This is a genomic window from Caminicella sporogenes DSM 14501, assembly GCF_900142285.1.
In the GTDB taxonomy this organism is placed as follows: domain Bacteria; phylum Bacillota; class Clostridia; order Peptostreptococcales; family Caminicellaceae; genus Caminicella; species Caminicella sporogenes.
Genome location: NZ_FRAJ01000004.1, coordinates 99,116 through 120,465, shown reverse-complemented (window position 1 = coordinate 120,465; position 21,350 = coordinate 99,116). Strand labels below are relative to the sequence as shown.

Annotated in this window: 20 protein-coding genes, 1 other RNA gene and 1 riboswitch; of the genes, 12 read left to right on the top strand and 9 right to left on the bottom strand. The window is 27.0% G+C overall.

The window, feature by feature from the left end:
- Positions 1-9 precede the first annotated feature (9 nt).
- The 6 genes from BUA90_RS12720 to BUA90_RS02690 all read left to right on the top strand — a co-directional run bounded on the left by BUA90_RS12720 (position 10) and on the right by BUA90_RS02690 (position 4,641).
- Positions 10-387 (top strand): Rossmann-fold NAD(P)-binding domain-containing protein, encoded by a 378-nt coding sequence (locus BUA90_RS12720; RefSeq protein ID WP_330390632.1) that lies wholly within the window; start codon positions 10-12, stop codon positions 385-387.
- Positions 384-923: an NAD(P)-dependent oxidoreductase gene (locus BUA90_RS12715; protein ID WP_330390631.1), complete on the top strand. Its 540-nt coding sequence runs from the start codon at positions 384-386 to the stop codon at positions 921-923. Before BUA90_RS12720 ends, BUA90_RS12715 begins: the two co-directional genes overlap by 4 nt.
- Before the next feature lie 12 nt (positions 924-935).
- Positions 936-2,186 (top strand): DUF1015 domain-containing protein, encoded by a 1,251-nt coding sequence (locus tag BUA90_RS02705; RefSeq protein WP_072965859.1) that lies wholly within the window; start codon positions 936-938, stop codon positions 2,184-2,186.
- 140 nt (positions 2,187-2,326) lie between these two features.
- Positions 2,327-3,346, top strand: coding sequence for an alpha-hydroxy-acid oxidizing protein (locus BUA90_RS02700; RefSeq protein ID WP_072965858.1), 1,020 nt, complete (start codon positions 2,327-2,329; stop codon positions 3,344-3,346).
- 64 nt (positions 3,347-3,410) lie between these two features.
- Complete coding sequence (locus tag BUA90_RS02695; protein ID WP_072965857.1) at positions 3,411-4,181, top strand: patatin-like phospholipase family protein; 771 nt, start codon at positions 3,411-3,413, stop codon at positions 4,179-4,181.
- Positions 4,182-4,218: 37 nt separating this feature from the next.
- Positions 4,219-4,641, top strand: a complete 423-nt coding sequence (locus BUA90_RS02690) for a PPC domain-containing DNA-binding protein (protein ID WP_072965856.1) — start codon at positions 4,219-4,221, stop codon at positions 4,639-4,641.
- Between the two features lie 40 nt (positions 4,642-4,681).
- Here BUA90_RS02690 and yjeM read toward each other — a convergent pair whose 3' ends face one another.
- From yjeM to ytvI, 4 genes are all read right to left on the bottom strand, one after another.
- A complete protein-coding gene (gene yjeM / locus BUA90_RS02685) occupies positions 4,682-6,211 on the bottom strand; it encodes a glutamate/gamma-aminobutyrate family transporter YjeM (RefSeq protein ID WP_072965855.1) in 1,530 nt (509 codons plus the stop codon).
- Between the two features lie 256 nt (positions 6,212-6,467).
- A riboswitch (cobalamin riboswitch) is annotated at positions 6,468-6,652 on the top strand.
- A 199-nt stretch (positions 6,653-6,851) separates the two neighbouring features.
- Entirely contained in the window at positions 6,852-7,721 is an 870-nt protein-coding gene (locus BUA90_RS02680) for a mechanosensitive ion channel family protein (RefSeq protein ID WP_072965854.1), read from the bottom strand.
- A 152-nt stretch (positions 7,722-7,873) separates the two neighbouring features.
- Complete coding sequence (locus BUA90_RS02675) at positions 7,874-9,784, bottom strand: type I glutamate--ammonia ligase (protein WP_072965853.1); 1,911 nt, start codon at positions 9,782-9,784, stop codon at positions 7,874-7,876.
- A 216-nt stretch (positions 9,785-10,000) separates the two neighbouring features.
- Positions 10,001-11,077: a sporulation integral membrane protein YtvI gene (gene ytvI, locus BUA90_RS02670; protein WP_072965852.1), complete on the bottom strand. Its 1,077-nt coding sequence runs from the start codon at positions 11,075-11,077 to the stop codon at positions 10,001-10,003.
- 175 nt (positions 11,078-11,252) lie between these two features.
- Here ytvI and ltaE point away from each other — a divergent pair, with 175 nt between their 5' ends.
- Together ltaE and fabI are read left to right on the top strand one after the other, a co-directional pair.
- Complete coding sequence (ltaE, locus tag BUA90_RS02665; protein ID WP_072965851.1) at positions 11,253-12,281, top strand: low-specificity L-threonine aldolase; 1,029 nt, start codon at positions 11,253-11,255, stop codon at positions 12,279-12,281.
- An 83-nt stretch (positions 12,282-12,364) separates the two neighbouring features.
- Complete coding sequence (gene fabI, locus BUA90_RS02660; RefSeq protein ID WP_072965850.1) at positions 12,365-13,138, top strand: enoyl-ACP reductase FabI; 774 nt, start codon at positions 12,365-12,367, stop codon at positions 13,136-13,138.
- A 63-nt stretch (positions 13,139-13,201) separates the two neighbouring features.
- On the opposite strand, the gene BUA90_RS02655 is transcribed toward fabI, so the two are convergent.
- Positions 13,202-14,338: an MGDG synthase family glycosyltransferase gene (locus tag BUA90_RS02655; RefSeq protein WP_072965849.1), complete on the bottom strand. Its 1,137-nt coding sequence runs from the start codon at positions 14,336-14,338 to the stop codon at positions 13,202-13,204.
- An 82-nt stretch (positions 14,339-14,420) separates the two neighbouring features.
- Entirely contained in the window at positions 14,421-14,924 is a 504-nt protein-coding gene (locus BUA90_RS02650; protein ID WP_072965848.1) for a D-glycero-alpha-D-manno-heptose-1,7-bisphosphate 7-phosphatase, read from the bottom strand.
- Positions 14,925-15,306: 382 nt separating this feature from the next.
- Between BUA90_RS02650 and BUA90_RS02645 the strand changes: the two genes are divergently transcribed.
- Entirely contained in the window at positions 15,307-15,879 is a 573-nt protein-coding gene (locus BUA90_RS02645) for a hypothetical protein (protein WP_072965847.1), read from the top strand.
- Positions 15,880-15,929: 50 nt separating this feature from the next.
- Here BUA90_RS02645 and BUA90_RS02640 read toward each other — a convergent pair whose 3' ends face one another.
- Positions 15,930-16,739, bottom strand: coding sequence for an NAD(+)/NADH kinase (locus tag BUA90_RS02640; RefSeq protein WP_072965846.1), 810 nt, complete (start codon positions 16,737-16,739; stop codon positions 15,930-15,932).
- A 102-nt stretch (positions 16,740-16,841) separates the two neighbouring features.
- Between BUA90_RS02640 and BUA90_RS02635 the strand changes: the two genes are divergently transcribed.
- Complete coding sequence (locus BUA90_RS02635; RefSeq protein WP_072965845.1) at positions 16,842-17,756, top strand: RluA family pseudouridine synthase; 915 nt, start codon at positions 16,842-16,844, stop codon at positions 17,754-17,756.
- A gap of 13 nt (positions 17,757-17,769) precedes the next feature.
- On the opposite strand, the gene BUA90_RS02630 is transcribed toward BUA90_RS02635, so the two are convergent.
- The gene (locus BUA90_RS02630) at positions 17,770-18,225 is read right to left on the bottom strand and encodes a YaaR family protein (protein WP_072965844.1); all 456 of its coding nucleotides are present in this window, start codon (positions 18,223-18,225) and stop codon (positions 17,770-17,772) included.
- 115 nt (positions 18,226-18,340) lie between these two features.
- Between BUA90_RS02630 and BUA90_RS02625 the strand changes: the two genes are divergently transcribed.
- Both BUA90_RS02625 and ssrS read left to right on the top strand, forming a co-directional pair.
- Positions 18,341-19,378 (top strand): nucleoid-associated protein, encoded by a 1,038-nt coding sequence (locus BUA90_RS02625; RefSeq protein ID WP_072965843.1) that lies wholly within the window; start codon positions 18,341-18,343, stop codon positions 19,376-19,378.
- 42 nt (positions 19,379-19,420) lie between these two features.
- A non-coding RNA gene (gene ssrS, locus BUA90_RS02620) (6S RNA) lies at positions 19,421-19,608 on the top strand.
- Between the two features lie 16 nt (positions 19,609-19,624).
- Here ssrS and BUA90_RS02615 read toward each other — a convergent pair.
- Positions 19,625-21,169, bottom strand: coding sequence for a putative polysaccharide biosynthesis protein (locus BUA90_RS02615; RefSeq protein ID WP_072965842.1), 1,545 nt, complete (start codon positions 21,167-21,169; stop codon positions 19,625-19,627).
- Between the last annotated feature and the right edge of the window lie 181 nt (positions 21,170-21,350).

Sequence of the window (21,350 nt, the reverse complement as noted above, 5' to 3'; positions counted from 1 at the left end):
GTGGGGAATATGGTTAGAATTTTGATTACTGATGGTATGGATAAGAATGCAACTACAAAGTTAATAGAGAGTGGTTTTGAAGTAGTTGAAAAACATTATGAAGTAGAAGAATTAAAAGAAAAAGTAAAAGAGTTTGATGTAATAGTAGTTCGTTCTGCTACTAAAATTCGTAAACCTATTATAGATAAAGCACTTGAAACTAAGAGGTTAAAACTCATAATAAGAGGAGGCGTTGGAGTAGATAATATAGATGTTAATTATGCTATGGAACATGGCATACAAGTAATGAATACTCCAAATGCAAGTAGTATTTCTGTTGCAGAGCTTACTATAGGACATATGTTTGCATTGGCAAGATATATATATATATTGCCAATGTTACTATGAGAAATGGTCAGTGGAATAAAAAGCAGTATAAGGGTATAGAAATTACTGGGAAAACTTTAGGGTTGATAGGTTTTGGAAGAATAGCTAAGGAAACTGCTAAAAGAGCTTATGCATTAGGTATGAACGTCATTTATACAGATAAAAAAGGCAAAGCTGAAGGTTATGATAAATATACATATATGTCTTTAGATGAATTATTGGCAAAATCAGATTTTATTTCTATTCATGTGCCATTTAATAGAGAAAATGGAGTTATTTTAGGAGAAGAAGAATTTAATAAAATGAAGAATGGAGTATATTTAATAAATACGGCAAGAGGTGGAGTAGTTTGTGAAAAAGCATTAGTAAAAGCTTTAGATTCAGGAAAGGTTGCTGCCGCTGCTGTAGATGTATTTGAAGAAGAACCAACCAGAAATGAGAAATTATATACTCATCCAAGAGTTTCATTAACACCTCATATAGGAGCTTCTACAAAAGAGGCGCAAGCTAGAATTGGTCAAGAAATAGTTGACATAATAACAAAATTTTTCAAATAGGGGGCAAAAAATATGGCGGTAGTAAGACCGTTTAAAGGAATTAGACCACGAGGTGATATTGTAGATAAAGTAGCATCATTACCATATGATGTCATGAATAGAGAAGAAGCAAAGGAAATGGCAAAACGAAATAAATTTTCATTTTTACATGTTGTACGTTCTGAGATAGACCTAGATGATTCAGTTAATCAATATGATGAATTAGTATATAAAACAGCTAGAAAAAATCTAGATAATATGATAAAAGAAGGTATACTTATTCAAGATGAAAAACCGGTGTTTTATATTTATCGACAAATAATGGATGGAAGGGTACAAACGGGTATAGTTGGCTGTACTTCTATAGATGATTATATGAATGATATAATTAAAAAGCATGAATTTACAAGACCTGAAAAAGAAATAGATAGAATAAAAAATTTTGACTACTGTGATGCAAATACTGCACCTATATTTTTGACATATAGAAAAAATGATGATATAAATAAAATTGTAAATGAATGGATTAAATTTCATAAGCCCGTTTATAATTTTACAAGTGAAGATGATATTACTCATATAGTTTGGATTATTGATGATGAAAATACAATTACAAAAATTAACAAAAAATTTGCAGAAATAGATTATTTATATATAGCTGATGGTCATCATAGGTCTGCTTCTTCTGTAAAAGTTGGATTAGAGAGAAGAAAACAAAATCAAAATTATACGGGAAATGAAGAATTTAACTATTTTTTATCTGTTATATTTCCAGATGAAGATTTATTTATAATGGATTACAATAGAGTTGTTAAAGATTTAAACGGATTAAGTGTAGAAGAATTTATTAAAAAAGTAAGAGAAAAATTTGAAGTAGAAGAATATACAGATAAAGGACAATATAAGCCTATTCAAAAACATACTTTTGGTATGTTTTTAGAAGGCAAATGGTATAAATTAACTGCAAAAGAAGGTACTTATGATGAAAACGACCCGGTAGATAGATTAGATGTATCAATTTTGCAAAGAAATCTACTTAATCCAATTCTTGGTATTGAAAATCCAAGAACAGATAATAGAATAGATTTTGTTGGAGGTATTAGAGGATTAGTAGAATTGGAAAGAAGAGTTGCTAAAGATATGAAAATTGCTTTTTCAATGTATCCTACTACTATAGATGATTTATTGTCTATAGCAGATGCAGGAAAGGTAATGCCTCCAAAATCAACTTGGTTTGAACCAAAACTTAGAAGTGGATTATTTGTGCACAGATTATCTGATTAAAAACATTAATTTGAAAACCTTATAGATAGGCAAATAAGAAAGTCTATTCTATAAGGTTTTTATTTTTTTAATGGTATTGAATATGTTATTAAAGAAAGGTATTATTAATATGAAGAAATATTTTAAATAGGGTGATAAATATGAATTATAAAATATTGTTAGAAAATGCTAGGAAAAATATAAAATCTTGTAGAGTTTGTCAAGTATGTGATGGCAAAGCATGTAAAGGAGAAATACCCGGTATAGGAGGAAAGGGTACAGGATTAGGATTTATAAGAAATTATGAAAAATTAAGAGAAATAAAAATCAACATGGATACAATATACAGCTTGCAAGAAGTAGATACGTCTATAAAACTTTTTGGAAAGAGATTTAAATATCCTATTTTTGCAGCTCCAATAGGTGATGTAAAATTAAATTACAGTGATTTTTTTACTGAATATGAGTATCAAAAAGCTATTGTGGTAGGATGTAAAAATGCTGGAACAATTGCTTTTACAGGAGATGGAGTAAAAGATTACGTTTTTAAAAAGCCTCTTGAAGTTATAGGGGAAAATGATGGGTGGGGTATACCAACTATTAAACCTTGGAAAAAAGATGAAATATTGAGGAAAATAAGATTGGCAGAAGAAAAAAAAGTTTTGGCAGTTGCAATGGATATAGATGCTGCAGGTTTAGCTTTATTAGGTATGCAGGGAAAACCCGTTTCTCCAAAGTCTGTTGATGATTTGAAAGAAATAATTGCTTCTACTAAATTGCCTTTTATTTTAAAAGGAATAATGACTGTAAAAGGAGCTTTAAAGGCGGTAGAGGCAGGAGCATATGGAATAGTTGTTTCTAACCACGGTGGAAGAGTATTAGATGAAACTTTATCAACTATAGAAGTTCTTCCAATGATAAGTAGAGAAGTTAAAGGAAAATTAAAGATATTTGTAGATGGTGGTTTTAGGTCTGGTTTAGACGTTTTTAAGGCTATAGCATTAGGAGCAGATGCTGTATTGATTGGAAGACCATATTCAATAGCAGCTTATGGAGGAGGTATTGAAGGAGTAGAGTTTTATACTAATAAAATTGGTGGGGAACTTCATAATACAATGATAATGACAGGAGCAAAAGATTTAAATAGTATAGATGAAAGTATGGTTACAATTGTAAAATGATTAATTTAAATTAAATTTTTATATTTTTATTTAGTTGTGAAATTAGAGATAAGAGGTGGAATACATGAGAGGACTTTTTTTGCAAGGGGGAGGAGCAAAGGGAGCTTTTCAAGCAGGTGTTGTATTTGGATTATTTGAAAAAGGATTAGATTTTCAAATTCTTTCGGGAACTTCTATAGGTGCTATAAATTCTTATTTTATATATACTAATAATATAGATAAAATGAGAGAAATGTGGGTAAATATTGATAATATAGATTTTGAAAATGATTGGAAAGATGATAAAATAATTGATAATAGTTCATTAATAAAAATATTAGAAGACCTTGAAGGAAGAAATGATAAGATAGAGGCTTATTTTGTCAATTATGTAAAAATAACTGGAAATAATTTAAAAGAGAAAATAGTAGATATAACAAAATTTGATAAAAAGGAAGGTTTAAAATTTATTAAATATAGTTCTCTACTTCCCGGTAAGCTTGATAAAAATAAAACTTTAGATAAAATAATTGAAGAATTTAATTCTGAAAAGTTATTTGATGAATTTAAGAAAGATTTAGAAAAAGGAGTTTATGATGGGTATAATTTAGATGGCGGAATTGTTAATAATAATTTTTTATCACCTTTTACTGAAAATAAAGTTGATAAATTATATATAGTAACTTTTAGTGTTGATTACCAAATACCAGACTATATATTAAATAAATATAGTAGAGAAGATATTATAGTAATTAAACCTGAAGTTGAATTTATGCGTGGTGATACTATCAGATTTAAAAAAGAATTTTGTGAAAAAATATTTTACGAGGGTTATGAAATAGGTAAAAAAATTTAAAATACAATTAAATAAATTATAAGGGGGAATTATGATTATGGATTATAAAAAATTTGGAAATACATATGTAATGAGAATTGATAGAGGAGAAGAAATAATTGAAACGTTAAAGAAATTTTGTATTGAAAATGAAATTAATTTAGCTTCTGTAAAGGGAATAGGATTGGTAAATAAGGCAAAAATAGGTATATTTGATACTAGCAAAAAAAAGTATAATTTTATTGAATTGACAGGAGATTATGAAATAACGAGCTTATTGGGCAATATATCTACTATGAATGATGAAATATGTATTCATTTGCATATAAATCTTGCAGACCATGAATGTAAAACTTATGGTGGACATTTGGATTTGGGGATTATTGGAGTTACTGGAGAGTTAATAATAGAAGCTATAGATGGAAAAGTAGATAGAGCTTTTAATGAAGAAATAGGTTCTAATTTATTAAAATTTGATTAATTGAAGCCCACGATTTTATCGTGGGCTTCAATTATGATAATTAAGCAGTTTTTTGCAATTTTTGTTTTGCACTATTTAATTTTACTTTCTTTTCATATCTATTGAACATAAGTATTGCAACTAATGTAAAGAATAAAGGACCTATAATACTCCAAATTGTAGATTTAATATCTCCTTCAGTAGCAGGTTGTATTATTGTAAAGAAGTTAGCAAAACCTACAGTTAATGTAACTACTACAGAAGCAATTATACTACTAGTACGAGTTTTAAATACTTCGAATGGTTTTTTAATTTCTGTTTTGTTTTTAAATCCAATAAAAGCTCCTGATATAAACATGTAAGGTAGAGTCATAGCGACATTTGTCATTAATACTAACTTTTCAAAGAATTCTTTAGCAGTATCGCCTCCAAAAGAAACTAATAATATCATTACTATAACTATTATACATTGAATCCACATAGCATTTTTAGGAATACCATCTTTTATTTCACCCATTTTTCCGGGCCATATTTCTTTTGGCGTACCATTTATAATTTGTTTTAAAGGAGAATAAGTTAATGTGAAAAATGCACCTGTTAAAGCTAGTAGCATTGATATACCAACATATCTTCCTATCCAATTACCAATAGAAATTGAAGCAGCTTCACTTAATCCAAAAGCTTGTCCTAATTGATAACCTAGATTATTCATGATTATATAAGCTACATTACCCATATTTACACTTTCACTATTTAAAACTTCACTAAAATTAGTAAAAATTCCTATAAAGAATATACCTATAGCATATCCAACTGAAATAACAATTGCAGCAATAGTTATACCTTTAGGGAAAGTTTTTTCTGGATTTTCAGTTTGATCAACTAAACCTCCAGTAACTTCAGTTCCGCCATATGCAAATATAGCAAACACTAAAAAGCCTAGTATTGCAATGATATTTTGAAAATCGGGATTAGGTGAATTAGTAAAAGATTTAATAGAATTAATTGGCTGTGCCAATTGTCCACCGTTGCCTACTAATACAGCAATTGCACCTAATAATAAAACTATATTTAACAATGCTACTGCTGTACCACCTATAGAAGTTATTTTTTTAATTTTTTCCAATCCTTTAGTTGATATATATGTTACTAATAATATCCACATAACACCTAAAATTCCTAATGTTTGAGTAGAACTTAAACCAAATATTGACCAACTTGAAGTTGTATCTGTTCCAAATATTGCAGTAGAAAATACAATCCATATAGATGAACCAACGTTTACCATCCAAATTATATAAGAAGCATACCACATAAAAGTACCTATAAAAGCATATTTAGGACCTACTGATTTTGACATCCACGAATAAATTCCACCTGTCTCATTTTTAAAAGCTGCACCGTATTCAGCCATCATAAATGCAAAAGGAACAAAGAAAGTTAGAGCAGATAAAACATACCAAGGAATAGCAGCATAGCCCATTAGATAAAAAGCTCTTGGCATATTAGCAAAACCAAATACAGAAGTAAAAATCATTAGTACTAATGAAACTAAAGTTAATTTGTTTTTAGATTTTACATTTGTTGACATCGTTTTCCTCCTTCTCCTCTTATTAAATTGTGTTACTAAATTAACGATAATAATTATACATTGTTTTACGATAAAATCAATACATTTACTATAAGTAGTAATATTTAAATATTTTCTTAAAATCAAAAAAGTAAATAACAAATTATTTAGAAAATATAGAAATTATCAAATTAAAAAATAAAACTTAATATTTTATTAGAAATAAATATTTAAGTAGTTGTTTTTTCATGGAAAAAATGGTACAATCTTTTTAGGACAACAAAATAAGAACGTAGGTGCCTCATGAGAGGGTAAAAGGGAAGACGGTGAGAATCCGTCACAGCCCCCGCTACTGTGAACATGGATGAAACCTCATAATGCCACCATATTATTATAGTATGGGAAGGCGAGGGAGTAAGGTGAAGTGTGAGTCAGGAAACCTGCCTATGTTCAGCAAGACAGTAAACCTTCGGAGGGAAGGGGTGTCATGGATTTATCTAAAATTGCAAAGTATAAATCTAACCCCCTATAGGTTAGATTTTTCTATTTTGCAGTGGCTTTAGATAGTTGTCCATAAAACCAAGTTTTTTATAGTCATTGAAGTATTTACTTTGTCAAAATAGGACCTACTTTGTCTTATTTTGTTGTCCTATTTTTGCAGTTATTTACTGTTTTCATAAAGCCAAAATTTTGGATAGCCTATCTTAATTTTCCTTTCATTTAAAGTTTGTAAAATCATTTCATATGTACGATTTCTCATAAACCATTGATGATGAGGTAAAACTACACCGGTTATGACGTATTTTGCACCTCCATATTTTCCATCTAAAGATGTAATGCCGAGTAGATTAAATTCAGAATAATTGGTATTGCCAATTTTATACAATTTGTCGCTGTATTTTTCATTTATTATAGAACAGACATCAATTAGAGCTTTTTTTACTTCATCATGATTTTCTTCAAATGGAATAATTACTTCTACGATTACTCTAGCTTTGTCTTTATAAAAGTTTTTTAAAGTTTTTATTTCTCCATTAGGAATATATATTTTTCTGAGTGTCCACTCTCTTATGGCTGTAGCTCTAAGGCCAATTTCTTCAACAGTTCCATAGTAACTTTCATTTATTCCTACAAAATCTCCAACTTTCATTTGTCTTTCGAATAATATAAAAAATCCATTTATTACATCTTTTATGAGATTTTGAGCTCCAAAACCAGCAATTAAAGTTAAAATACCTGCTCCAGTAAGTACAGTTGCTTTTTTTATTAATCCAAATTCACTTAATATTGTCAATACGGCAAATGTGAGAATGAAATATGCAGCAACAGAGTCTATAATGCTTTTAATTGTCTTTTCTCTTTGTTCATTGAATTTAGTTATATTAATTATTTTTTGAGTTATTATCATAACTAATTTAATTAAAATTACAGAAACTATTAGAATAATAAGAGATGAAATAAAAGGTTTAAGACCTAAATTAATATTGTTTACAGAAAAATTTTTTATTTCTTCTATGTTTAGAAAATTCATTTTATCACCTCAAGGAAGAGTGATATATTAATTTTTAAAAATATTTTATCCAGCATATAGTGTAATATTCTAATAAAAATTTATAAGCATATTTTGCCAAAAAATAACTAAAAGTTTCTTCATTTTAAAGAAACTTTTAGTAAAATATCTTATTATTCTATTATTTCAAAAAGGTTTTTCTTATATTGGAGGTATAATTCTTTTAATAATTGTATTTTATTATTCATTTCTAATTGAAGAGATGATACTAAATCATACTGTTTATTATCTATCGCTTCTCTTATTTTAGTAAATAATGATTTTTTATTTAAACTGTCCTTCATTAGTTCATATCTGATTTCATTTATTTTTTCCCAATTTACGACATCTAGGTCAGTAGCAGTATTGCTGTCGTGAAGTTTTTTACAGCTTCTAACTAATTCCATATTACTTGGAATAATTCTGTTTTTAAGTTCGGTAGTCCATTGAATTAAGATACTTGTTTTAAAAGATTCAATAATATTTTTTGTAAATACATTACCATCATTTAAGATTTTTACCTTATCTTTGTATACATCTAAATTTTTTATATTTTCCCAGACAGTTGCAGGAGGAATTCCAAATAATTTATTTCTTTCTTCTTCAGTATAATGTTCAAATACATCTTCTTCACTTCTATAAGCTCTATCTTTTTCAAGATAAAAACCTTCTTCACCGACACTTTTAGAAAATTCTTTTAAAAGTTCTTCATTTGTCTTATTTGCTGAAATTATATTTTTTATTCCATCTAGCATAGCTTGATAGATAGCAGCAGTAGCTAAATAAGTATTAGTAGTAGGATTTGGTGATCTAATTTCAAATCTAGTAGCTAGAGGATTATTATGGTCTCTAATTAATCCAGCTAAAACGGTGCGGTTTCTAGATGGTATTTCTACTTTATGTCCTATTGATGAAACTATACAGACAGGAGCTTCAAATCCTGGTTTTAATCTGTTAAGTGCATCATTTGAAGAAGTAATAAAAGGATTTACTACTTCATAATTTTTGAGAAGTCCCATTAAAGCACCCCAACCGATAGAACTTAAATAATACTTATTCATGTCAGAAGGGGTAAATAGATTTATGATTTTACCATCTTTTAATTTAACTGCTACACCAACGTGAGTGTGTTCTCCACTTCCTGCAACACCTTCGATTGGTTTTGCCAAAAAAGTAACATCAAGACCATGTCTAACAAAAATATCTTTAATTATATTTTTAGCCATTAATTCATTATCAGCAGTTTGCATGGCAGTACTATATTTCCAGTCAATTTCTAATTGTTCCATTATATGTGTAAAACGACCATCTTTATTTAAAGAAGAAGGAATACCACCTACTTCTTTATGACCCATTTCTGCTTCAAAGTCATATTTATTTAGCAGTTCTAAGGATTTTTCAAGAGCAGTGCGAACTGGACCTATTGTGCGTTTCCAGTACTGTTCTTTAAGGATTTGAGATGTAGATAGGTTTTCAATATCTGCTTTATCACCCGGAGTTTGTACCCAAAATTCAAGTTCTGTTGCAGTAGTTAATATAACGTCTTCGATATTATCAGTAGAGTTGATGCCAAATTCCTTTAAAAGATGAGAATTTGTTTTAAATAGATTAATCATTTGACTTTTAAAGTTAGATATGGCAGATTTTAGTACTGAACGAGAACCTACATATTTTTCATCATGTACTAAATATGAAGGTATGATTAATGTACCGATAGGTAAATTTGTATCAGGGTCAATATTGTCATGGTTGTAATCAATAAACCATTTTACATTTAAATCTGGAATTATATCTACTTTTGCATTATTAAGTTCTGCAATTTTAGGTAGAAAAACACTTGAACCGTCAGTTTGTACACCGCTGTTCAAGAAATTTTCTATATCTTTTTTAAAGATTTCAATTGGGATTTTTTCATCAGTATGATTATTACCTAAGTCAACTGCAACAAGAGATACAAATTTAATTTCAGGATGACTGTTGAGAAGTAATATTAAGTCATCACTGTTATGTTTTTCTGGTGGGATAAAATAGAGTAAATTGTTCATGTCTTCACCCCTTAATATATTTTCGCTATTTTGAATAATTATATCATATGTGACAAAAATGTAAATAAAACATCGTAAAAAAGAAACGTTTGCACGAAAAAAATTCGGAATAATACATAAGATTATCTTTTATAAATTAAAAAATATTTGGGATTAGGCATAATAATTTTTATAAATTTAGACTTAAAAAAAGCATCATCAAAGATGCTTTTTTCATTAATTATTATTGAAATCTTTAAATTTTGGTATCAATCCTGCTTTTTGAAAAGCTATGAATATAATTACGATAAATGGACCTAAGAATATTCCCATAAAACCGAAAACTTTTAATCCAATGTATATAGCCATAAGGGTTACGAGTGGATATAAGCCTATTTGAGTACTTAATATTTTAGGTTCTAAAGTTTGTCTAACGAGTGTAATTATTAAGTACAGAGCGATTAAGAAAATTGCTTCTTTAAAATTTTCTGACAGTAAGCTGAATATTGCCCAAGGTATATATACTGCACCTGAACCAAAAAATGGAAGAACATCTATAACAGAAACTATTAAAGCAATTAATATGGAATAATCTATACCGAGAATAGTTAAACCTATAACACTTTCTACAAAAGTAAATATCATAAGAATAAACTGAGCTTTTATATATCCAAATATTGCAAATAGCAAATCTTCTTTTATTACTTTTATTACTTTTACAATTTTGCTTTTATGTAGGTTAGATGGTAGTTGTCTTTTTAAAAAATTGTATATTTTATCTTTATCTTTTGAAAAAAAGAATGCAGAAATTAGGCTGACTAAAATAAATAGCAGTATATTTGGTATAATGCTAATAAAATTGATAGTTGATGAAGCTACAATTCCAACTACAGAAGAAAAATTATTTAATATAGTACCTAATGATTTATTAATATAGTTTATTATGTTAGGCGGTATATTTATGAAAAAGGAATGAGATTTATTTATGATTATATATGCATAATTATTCAGTTGTTCTTTTATAAAAGGTAAACTATCTGATAAATTAGTTATTTCAGAAATTATTAAACCGCCTATAAAAGCTATAAAAAGTCCTGCAGTAAATATAAATAAAATTAAAGAAATGAAAGAGGATATACCTCTATAAAGTTTTAACTTTTTATTCATAAAATTTACTAAAGGTTCTATCAAGATGGAAATTAGCCAGCCAAAAATAAATGGCAGTAGTAAAACAAACGACTTGATGAACAGAATATAAATTATTGTGATTATTGCTATTATTGATAATAATTTGAAGACTATAATGCTGTTCATGCTTATAAAGCCTCCTGCTTATAATTTTGATAAATACTATATTTATTATATATTTTAAATATTAATATACCAATATTTTTAATTAATAAAACTTAAACAAACATAAAATTTTTGAAATATATATTGATTTGTTTTAAAATAAAAGAAATATACTAAAGCAAATGGAGGAATTACTATGAAAAAAATGATTGATTTAAGAAGTGATACTGTTACCATGCCTACTGATGAGATGAGACAAGCTATGGCAAGTGCACCTGTTGGTGATGATGGATATGGAGATGACCCAACAGTAAAAAAACTTGAAGAAAAAGCAGCTGATATAGTTGGAAAAGAAGATGCTTTATTTGTACCAAGTGGTATATTTGGCAATCAGCTGGCAATTTTGACACATACTAATAGAGGAGATGAAATTATAGTTGAAGCAAATTCTCATATAGTAATGCATGAAGTAGGAGCAGCTGCTGTAATTGCCGGAGTACAGCTTAGAAATATTGAAGGTAGAAATGGAAGAATGTCTATAAAAGATGTAGAAAGAGCTATAAGGGAAGAAAATATACATTTTCCAAGGACTGGACTAATTTGTATTGAAAATGCACATTCTTGTGGTACAGTTATTGGTTTAGATAATATGTCTGAAATTAGTGAAATAGCTAAGAAAAATAATATACCAGTTCATTTAGATGGTGCAAGAGTTTTTAATGCAGCAAAAGCACTTAATGTTGATGTTAAAGAGATAACAAAGTATGCAGATAGTGTAATGTTCTGTCTTTCAAAAGGACTTTGTGCACCAGTAGGTTCAATTTTAGCAGGAAGTAAAGAATTTATTGAGAAAGCTAGAAAAAATAGAAAACTGATGGGTGGAGGATTAAGACAGGCAGGTATAATAGCAGCTGCTGGTATTGTAGCTCTTGATACTATGATAGATAGATTGGAAGAAGACCATAAAAATGCAAAATATTTGGCTGAAAAACTTTCTGAAATAGATAAAATAGAAGTAAGATTTGATAAAAACGACATAAATATGGTATTTTTTAAGATATCAGATGATATTATTGAAGAAAAGAATTTTATAAATAAATTGCTTGAAAAAAATATAAAGATTAATGGAAAAGAAAATGGAGAATATAGATTTGTTACAAATAATGATGTCAGTAGAGATGATATTGATTATGTAGTTCAGCAGATAAAAAATATATTGGATTAAGATTAAATAAAAAATAAGGAATATTGTTTTTTGTTTTATATATAGTATAATTTATTTGTGTCTATGAGAGGAGGATTTTGATAATGGGAAATTTACTTAAAGATAAAAATATTTTAATTATGGGTGTAGCAAATAAGTGGAGTATAGCATGGGGAATTGCTCAAAAATTTCATAAGGAAGGGGCAAATCTTGCTTTTACATATTATGGTGATAAAAGCAAGGAAAGTTTATTGAAATTATTGGAAGAAGAAGGAATTGATAATCATTTGCTTATTTCATGTGATGTAACTAAAGATGAAGATATAGAAAATGCTTTTTTGAATTTAAAGGAAAAATTTGGAGTTTTACATGGAGTGGTTCATAGCATAGCTCATGCTAAAAAAGAAGAATTACAAGGTAATTATTATAATACTTCTAGAGAAGGATATCATATGGCACAGGATATTAGTGCATATTCATTAGTTGCAGTAGCTAGAAATGCAAAGCCTCTTATGACTGAAGGTGGGAGCATAGTAACTCTTACATATTTAGGTTCAGAGAGAGCAGTAAAGAATTATAACGTAATGGGAGTTGCAAAAGCTGCACTTGAAGCAAGTGTTAGATATTTAGCAGTTGATTTAGGACCTGAAAATATTACGGTAAATTCTATTTCTGCTGGACCTATAAAAACTCTTGCTGCTAAAGGAGTAAAAGGGTTTAATCAAATGTTAAAAGAATTTGAAAATGTATCTCCAATGAAGAGAACTGTTAAAACAGAAGAAATAGCTAATACTGCATTATTCCTTTGCAGTGATTTGGGAACAGGTATAACTGGTGAAAATATTCATGTTGATTGTGGATATCATATTTTAGGATAGTTAATCTATGATTAAGGCAGCAAAGGTTATTTTCTTTTGCTGCTTTATTTTTTATGAATTATATCAAGATGTTGAGGTCATATTTTCTTTACTTAAAATAAAATTTACAATGTCTTTAGTTGCATTTGGCTTTTTTAGTTTTGACATATTGTATTTTATAAAATTATATTTTTCTCTATTGTCTTTTAATATATTTATACTTGAAATTAGAGTGTTTGGATTTGTAGCTAACATTCCTATTCCATTATTTAAAATAAATTCAGTATTTCTTTCTTCTTGTCCCGGTAAGTTAGAGGTTATAATTATAGGCAGTTCCTTTATCAAGGCTTCTGTAATAGTTATACCACCCGGTTTTGTAATAATTATATCTGAAACACTCATAATTTCATCAATGTTTGATACGAAGCCAAAAACTCTTAAGTTTTTGTATTTACTATTTTTTACATACTTTTCATTTAGCTTTTTATAGAGTTCTTGATTTTTGCCAGTAATAACTATTATTTGTATGTCTATTTTGTAGTTGAGTAAATAATCCAGAGTTTGTATGATGTTGCCTAATCCTAGACCACCGCCCATTAAGAGAGCAGTAAATATATTTTTTATATTAAATTTGCTGCAGAGTTTTTCTCTGTCTAATTTCAAATAAAAACGTTCCCTTACAGGTATTCCGAAAAATTTTGCCTTACTTGGATTAATATTCCAAAAATCTAGTTCATACTTAAATACTTCAGATGAAATAATATAATAATCAATTTCTTTATTTATCCATATTGGATGCAGTGTATAATCAGTTAATGTGGTTATTATTGGTACAGATATAGAATTTTTGCGCTTTAAAACTGAAAGAGCTTCAGCAGGAAAGGGATGAGTACAAACTATGATGTCAGGTTTAAAATCAGATAAAAGTTTAGATAATTTTCGTGAGATAAATATTTTATTGATTAATTCTCCAAAATCGTGTAGGGAGCTATCTATTTCTTCAGTTTTTTTATAAAAATAACCATAAAGTTCAGGTATATATTTGATAGAACGTATGTAACTTTTCATTAAAAATTTATGTAAATTTGAATTTATATAATTAAAAGTATCAATTATTTTGACATTATGATTTTTACCTGTCTTATAAATTGCTTCTGATAAAGTCTTAGCTACCTGATTATGACCTTCTCCAGCAGAAACGGTGAAAAATAATATATTCATTATAATTCCTCCATTTATATGACTGCAAAATTTAACATATTAATAAATTTTTTATTTTAGTTTTAAATGGCATGTTTTATATTTATTTTTTTAGTATAATATTAACTGCTTCTAAAAGATTTTTAGCAGTATAGTCAGCTCTTTTATAATTTTCTCCAATTTTTATTGTTTTACACCCTGCATTAATACCAGCTTCAATATCTACATCTCTATCACCTATCATGTATGATTGACTTAATTTGATATTATATTTTTTAGCTAATTTAATTATCATACCAGAAGAAGGCTTTCTACATTCGCATTTAGTTTTAAAATGCGGACAATATTCTATATCGTCTATAATACCTCCACCAAGATTTATTTCTTTAATCATTTTATTGTGAATATTTTTTAAATCGTTTTCAGTAAAATATCCCATCTCTATTCCACCTTGATTAGTAATAACAAAGACATAATAACCTGCTTTATTTAACTTTGATATGGCCTCTGAAGTCCAAGGATAAATTTTTAAATCTTCAGGTTTATTTACAGGAATAGAATTATCATTAATCACACCATCTCTATCTAAAAAAACAGCCTTTTTCATAAATAGTCTTTTAACTCCTTTCCGTAAATTTTTTAATGTGTATATTGCATTTTTCTACAAATAGTTTTTTTATGATAAAATATATTTTAACATTTTATTTGGGACTTTTATATTATATATATTTGATTTATAGAATTACTTTTCTCTGCTATAATGATAGTAAAATAGTAAAATAAATACGGAATATATTTATTTTAACGTATTTTTTCATATATTATATTTTTTATTTATAGACGAAATTATGCTAATTTTACATTTTTTATTTTAATTTATGATTTACATGTAAATATAAAAAATAGATTTATTTTAATTTAAATATTTGTTAACATCTTATATTTAAAAAAGTAGATACTTTAGGTGTTAATTAGTGGAGGGAAAATTGATGGAGCAAGAGGTTTATGCTTTAAAAAGAGCTTTAATAGAATTTGAAAAAAATATTCATTGCAGTGATAGAAGCAGAGCAATTGAAAGTGTTGATGAGATGATATTTATTTTAAAAAGATTAAAGAAAAATTTATTAGATAGTTCTATAAAAGAAAAAACTAACTTTATAAAAATTGATTGTAAAATAATAAATAGAATAGATTTTATGTATAAGCCTGTAAAGAAAAAAAATTATTATGAAGGTGATTATTTATTAGAATTTAGCAAAGAAAGAACTAATGAGTTAAAGGAGGCAGGTATTTTAGATATACATAATAAATTTTGGACAGAACATAAAACTATTAAGGGAAATGTCTTTGGTTCAGTTCCAAAAGAATTAATAAGTAAAAAAGCAGAAAAATCTTTGATTAGAAATGGATGGATAGAGGTTTCGGTTAATATTTTAGATATAAAAAGTAGAAATGTAGATGTAAAGGAAATAATAGAATTTTGTGATTTGAATTTTAAACATTACATATTGATAAAAGAAGAAGCAACAAGTACATTTTTAATATTAGAGTATGAAATATAATTAGTAAAGGCATTAACCTAAAGTAGTAAAAGTTAATGCCTTTATTTTTGTTATAAAAATTTTTCTTTTACTCTATTCCAAAAGTTATATTCTTTTAATCTCATAAGTTGTATTTCTAATTCTGATAATTTAATTTGTATTTCTACAATAGAACTATATCTGTATTCCATACCATCACTGATAATTAAAATAGAATTTTCATATCTATATTCTGGATGAATTTTAATTGTAGAATATTTAGGAACAACAATACTTGATGTAAAGGACCTATAGGCTGTAGTATTAATTGGAGCTATAGGTGTAATTTGCATGAGGTTTAGTCTTGGGTCTACAATGCTTCCGCCCAAGGAATAATTATAAGCAGTACTGCCTGTAGGTGTAGAAATAAGTATACCATCTCCACTAAATTTTTCTAAAAAACTTTTATCTAAAGATAAATTTAAGTGGATGGTAGTAGATTTATCTCCTTTAATTACTATTTCGTTAATTCCAAGTATTTCAATACAGCTTTTTCTTGTACAAATAATTCCTTCAACGGGATTTATCTTATCAATAAAATATTCGCCTCTTTTGTATTTATAGATAAATTCATCTAATTCATAGGGAGATAATTCCTGAAAAAAACCTAAATGACCGGTATTAATACCTACGATGGGTATGTTTGGAAAACCATATTTATGAACGGTTCTGAGAAAAGAGCCGTCTCCCCCTATACAAATAATTAATTCTGCATTATAATCGAATACATCGGGTACAATGAAGTCGTTTTTTTCTAATTTGTATTTAAGAATTCTAGCTGTTTCAAGTGAAAGAGGTTTGTTGTTTGATACTATGTTGATTGCTCTATAATTTTGCTCCATATTTATACTCCTTTTTCAAGAATAATTATTTATCTTTAGTATTATTCTGGAATAATTAAAAAATTCCTTCAAAATTTATAAAAATGATTGGAGAGTGATAATATGAATAATATAGAAGATAGCAGTACTTTAATATATAAAGTCAATACTGAAGAAAGTGGAATGACATTGAGAGATATACTGTATAAAAAAATGAAATTATCGGGTAGATTAACTAGAAAAGCTAAAAGAAATAAAAAAATATTTGTAAATGATAATAATATATCTTTAGATAGCAGACTAAGAGAAGGTGATGTAGTAAAAGTAATCATGGAAGATGAAAAAAATAAATTTGAGCCTCAAAATATTCCAATAGATGTAGTATATGAAGATGTTGATTTGTTAATTATTAATAAACAACCCTATATAGTTGTTCATCCTACTAAGAGCCATCCAGATAATACAATTGCAAATGGTATAGCAAATCTGCTTTTAAATAGAAAAGAAACATTTAAAATCAGATTTATTAATAGACTTGACAGGGATACATCTGGACTTTTAATGATAGCTAAAAATCCTTTTGCACAGCAGATTTTATCTAAACAAATGCAAAATAATATAGTCGAGAAGAGTTATATTGCAGTTGTAAGAGGAGTAATTGAAAAAGATTTTGGAACTATAGATGAAAAAATTGGATTAAGTGGTGATGAACCCATGATTAGAAAAGTTATTGAAAGTGGACAGAGGTCAATTACTCATTATGAAGTAATTGAAAGATTTAAAAATGCTACTTTAGTAAGATTAAAATTAGAAACGGGAAGAACACATCAAATAAGAGTACATATGAAACATATAGGACATCCACTTGTTGGAGATAAATTGTATGGTGATACAGATAGTAATAATTTAATTAGCAGACAAGCTTTACATGCCGAAAGCTTAAAATTTTTGCAACCTAGAACTCAAAAAGAAATTTTTGTAAGAGCTGAAATTCCAGTAGATATAAAACAGTTATTACAAAAGTTGAGGGGGGAATGAATTCTCCCCTATATTACATAAATATGTCTATTAACAATCCACGTATTTCATCTAACTTTTTTAAAATGCTTAAATTGGATTTTTCTTTTTGTAAAAATTTTTTTGTAAGGTCTTCTAGTTCGTTGTCTACTTTTTTTATTAAAGACATGACTCTGTGTCTGCCACGTCTGTCTAAAAAACTTTCTTTAGAGAATTTATGAGAATTATTTACTGCAATATTTAAAAATTCTTTTACTAATTTTTTGTATTTTAAAACTTCACTTAATTCAAATTTTTTTTCTATTTTACTAGCCTGACTGTCAATTTGAGTTAAGAGATTTTGTAACTTTTCTTGAATAGAATCTCCATATAATTTATTAAAAGTCAATGAAAAGTTGTTATTAGTATTTTTTGCAATTTTTGTATTTTCTTTAGTTACTATGGAATTAAATCTATTTTTATTATTAATATCAGAAATTTTTAAAGGCATTTTTTCACCTCATTATTTTAAAAGTAGAATAATATATTCTTTTCCTATATAATATATTTCGGAAAAAAATCTTATTTCATTATATCATATTAAGTATTTTGAGAGGAGTAATTCTATGCAGGATATAGAATCTATTATAGTTGAAAGAGCAATCGTTCACATTTTAGATAATAATAGCGATACTCCAATTTTAGGTGAAATTGAACAAGAAATAGATGAAGAAATACATGAATTTTTAGTAAAGCATATAATTAAATCTTTAAGAGATGATGACAATAGAAAGGCAAAATTTAGATTAGGAAAGAATAGTGTAATGGAGGCTTGTAAAGAGATATTTGATAATGAAGAAAATTTTATTGAAGCATCAAAAAAGATAGCAAATCGAATGTTTAGAATAATGAAGACAAATAATAACATATCTTCATGTGATTTAGTTGTATGTATATTTTCTTCAAATGATTCAAAATATATAGGTATATTAAAATTAGATTACCAAAAATCATTTGTGCATGAAATAGAATATATTGAAAATTATTTTAAAGTATCTATAATTCCCCAAGATATAGGACTACCGGGTTTAAATCAAAAACTGCAAAAATGTGCTTTTATAAGAAATTTAAATGATGAAAATGATTATGATATGATTGTATTAGATAAGCAAAATTATTCACAAGATAGTGAAATAGCAAGATTTTTTATAGATGAATTTTTAAATAGTGAAATAATTATTGACAATAAATATAAAACCAAAATGTTAAAAAAAGCCGTTGAAAAGTGGACTAGAAAAAATTTAAAAGAAGATTTGGAAAAAGCACTTGAAGTTAGAGAAGAAGTTAATAATGTTTTAAAGAATGATATAGAAGTTGATATACAGAAGATATCTGAAAATATTTTTAAAGATGATGAAAGTATAAGAGAAAAATTTATTTTAAATTTTGAAGAGCAAGGGATAGACCCGGCTCAACCATTTGAAATCGATAAGAGTTGGGTTAATAAAAAGATGAATAAGAAAGTGATAAAAACGGATACCGGTTTTGAAATTAAAGGTATATTTGAAGATTTTGATGATATGATGAAATTTAATATAAAGAGAAATGGTGATGGGACAGTAGATATTATAGTTAAGAATGTACGCAGCATAGTTGAGAAATAGGACTTTTATTTTCAATGGATTTGAGTTATAATATATTTAGTAAAGAGCCTGAGATGTTCGTGATTCCTTGAAATTCAACCACCAGCAAACATCCGGGAGTTCGGGTTTCTATGTGTATGACAGGCCACAAACAATTAAAATAATAAGTGGAAGTCAAAAGCATAGAATAGGACACCCACCTAGGTGATACCGGGTGTGAATTTACAAGGATACGGCATCTTGGGTTAATTATTTTTGCATATATTTTTATTTGCCAAAAATTACAAAATTAATAGTTTTGATTTTTATACATTTTGTTATTAAAATTAAGGTTAAGTAGATTATACTGCCTATTAGGGTAGTTATAATTATAGTAATTTTTATTGGTATTAGTTTTTTTAATAATATAATATAACATAATTTCATTGATATAGTCATTATACAAGAAGCCAAAACAGGTTTTATGATATGATTAAATAAGTTTAGCTTTAAAGGAATATATTTTTTAAGAAAAAGAAGATTTAAAATAAATGTAATAAAAGTTGAAAAGAAAAAACCTATATGAAAGCCTATAATTCCTATTTTAGAATCAGGTATCAAAAAATATATACATGTAAAGTGAACTGACATACCAATTAAATGAGTAATAGTAGTAATTACTTGTTTTCCCATTCCATGAAGTATTCCAGATATAATGTGCTGAAGACTTAAAAAAACAACTGTAAAAGATAGATATTTAAGATATATGTCGATATTTGGTTTATCATATAAAAAGGTACATATTGGTCTGGAAAAAAAGAAGAAGACAAATCCTATTGGTACAGCTATAAGTATTGCAATTCTTACAGCTAATATTGATTTTATATTAATATTATTCCATTTCTTATGTATTTTTTCTTCTGAAATGTTAGGAATAATATTAACTACAATAGCTGAAGTTACGATAAAAGGAAGAAATAATAGAGGCAGGGTCATACCTACTACTTCTCCAAAAGTTGCAACTGACTGATTGAGGTTATATCCTGCCATTTGAAGTCTTTGAGGGACAATAAACATGTTAATTGATTGCATTAAAACAGATATAAATCTTGCAATTGTAATGGGAAAAGAAATAATTACTATATTAGAAAAAATAGATATACTTTGAAGTTTAGAGTATTTTTTTTGATAAATTTCGTAATTTTCATGTCTTTCAAATTTGGAGATTAAGTATAAAAGACCTCCAAACTCTCCTATAAAAATACCCAATGTGGCAATAGTTACAGAATATTTTATATTTATAATTTTTGAAAAGTGCAAAATTCCTATTACGAATATAATTCTTATAACTTGTTCTAAAATTTGAGATACTGCTACAGGTTTTACATTTTTTATACCATAGTAATAGCTTCTTAAAATTGATGATAAAGTTACTATTATTATAGCAGGTAGTAAAGATAGTAGACTTTCATATAATTTATTATTTTGCAAGAGATATTTTATAATAAAATTTGTATTTTTAATGAGCAATATAGAAATCAAAAAAGAGAGAAAAATACCTAAAGACATACTTATAAATAATGTATCTTGGCATCCTTTAAAATCTTTTGAAGATTTTTTTTGTGCTACAATTTTAGATACTGCTATAGGTATACCAGAAGTAGTTATAGTAATAAAAATTAAAAAAGTGTGAAAGAGTAGATGATATAATCCTATACCTTTAGAGCCTAGATACCTTGAAAGAAAAATTCTGTATGTAAAACCAAGAAAACGAACACAGAAATTGGCAATTACTAAGATTATTGTACTATATATAAATGAATTTCTATTCAAATCAATATTTCCCCTTTACAATAACAATTAGACATTTTTATAATTATTCAAATTTTAGTTAAATATGACTTTATATTATATTGAATATATTCTTTTTAATTTAGTGATTGATAAATTAAGAATAGCTTAAATTATAAAATAACTTTTGCAAATTGTGGTATAATTAGGGTGTCAATGAAAA

What these genes read in the sequence shown, in the direction of transcription:
- BUA90_RS12720 (WP_330390632.1), top strand. Translation starts at nt 10, where the DNA reads ATGGTTAGAATTTTGATTACTGATGGTATGGATAAGAATGCAACTACA.
- BUA90_RS12715 (WP_330390631.1), top strand. Translation starts at nt 384, where the DNA reads ATGAGAAATGGTCAGTGGAATAAAAAGCAGTATAAGGGTATAGAAATT.
- BUA90_RS02705 (WP_072965859.1), top strand. Translation starts at nt 936, where the DNA reads ATGGCGGTAGTAAGACCGTTTAAAGGAATTAGACCACGAGGTGATATT.
- BUA90_RS02700 (WP_072965858.1), top strand. Translation starts at nt 2,327, where the DNA reads ATGAATTATAAAATATTGTTAGAAAATGCTAGGAAAAATATAAAATCT.
- BUA90_RS02695 (WP_072965857.1), top strand. Translation starts at nt 3,411, where the DNA reads ATGAGAGGACTTTTTTTGCAAGGGGGAGGAGCAAAGGGAGCTTTTCAA.
- BUA90_RS02690 (WP_072965856.1), top strand. Translation starts at nt 4,219, where the DNA reads ATGGATTATAAAAAATTTGGAAATACATATGTAATGAGAATTGATAGA.
- yjeM (WP_072965855.1), bottom strand. Translation starts at nt 6,211, where the DNA reads ATGTCAACAAATGTAAAATCTAAAAACAAATTAACTTTAGTTTCATTA.
- BUA90_RS02680 (WP_072965854.1), bottom strand. Translation starts at nt 7,721, where the DNA reads ATGAATTTTCTAAACATAGAAGAAATAAAAAATTTTTCTGTAAACAAT.
- BUA90_RS02675 (WP_072965853.1), bottom strand. Translation starts at nt 9,784, where the DNA reads ATGAACAATTTACTCTATTTTATCCCACCAGAAAAACATAACAGTGAT.
- ytvI (WP_072965852.1), bottom strand. Translation starts at nt 11,077, where the DNA reads ATGAACAGCATTATAGTCTTCAAATTATTATCAATAATAGCAATAATC.
- ltaE (WP_072965851.1), top strand. Translation starts at nt 11,253, where the DNA reads ATGAAAAAAATGATTGATTTAAGAAGTGATACTGTTACCATGCCTACT.
- fabI (WP_072965850.1), top strand. Translation starts at nt 12,365, where the DNA reads ATGGGAAATTTACTTAAAGATAAAAATATTTTAATTATGGGTGTAGCA.
- BUA90_RS02655 (WP_072965849.1), bottom strand. Translation starts at nt 14,338, where the DNA reads ATGAATATATTATTTTTCACCGTTTCTGCTGGAGAAGGTCATAATCAG.
- BUA90_RS02650 (WP_072965848.1), bottom strand. Translation starts at nt 14,924, where the DNA reads ATGAAAAAGGCTGTTTTTTTAGATAGAGATGGTGTGATTAATGATAAT.
- BUA90_RS02645 (WP_072965847.1), top strand. Translation starts at nt 15,307, where the DNA reads ATGGAGCAAGAGGTTTATGCTTTAAAAAGAGCTTTAATAGAATTTGAA.
- BUA90_RS02640 (WP_072965846.1), bottom strand. Translation starts at nt 16,739, where the DNA reads ATGGAGCAAAATTATAGAGCAATCAACATAGTATCAAACAACAAACCT.
- BUA90_RS02635 (WP_072965845.1), top strand. Translation starts at nt 16,842, where the DNA reads ATGAATAATATAGAAGATAGCAGTACTTTAATATATAAAGTCAATACT.
- BUA90_RS02630 (WP_072965844.1), bottom strand. Translation starts at nt 18,225, where the DNA reads ATGCCTTTAAAAATTTCTGATATTAATAATAAAAATAGATTTAATTCC.
- BUA90_RS02625 (WP_072965843.1), top strand. Translation starts at nt 18,341, where the DNA reads ATGCAGGATATAGAATCTATTATAGTTGAAAGAGCAATCGTTCACATT.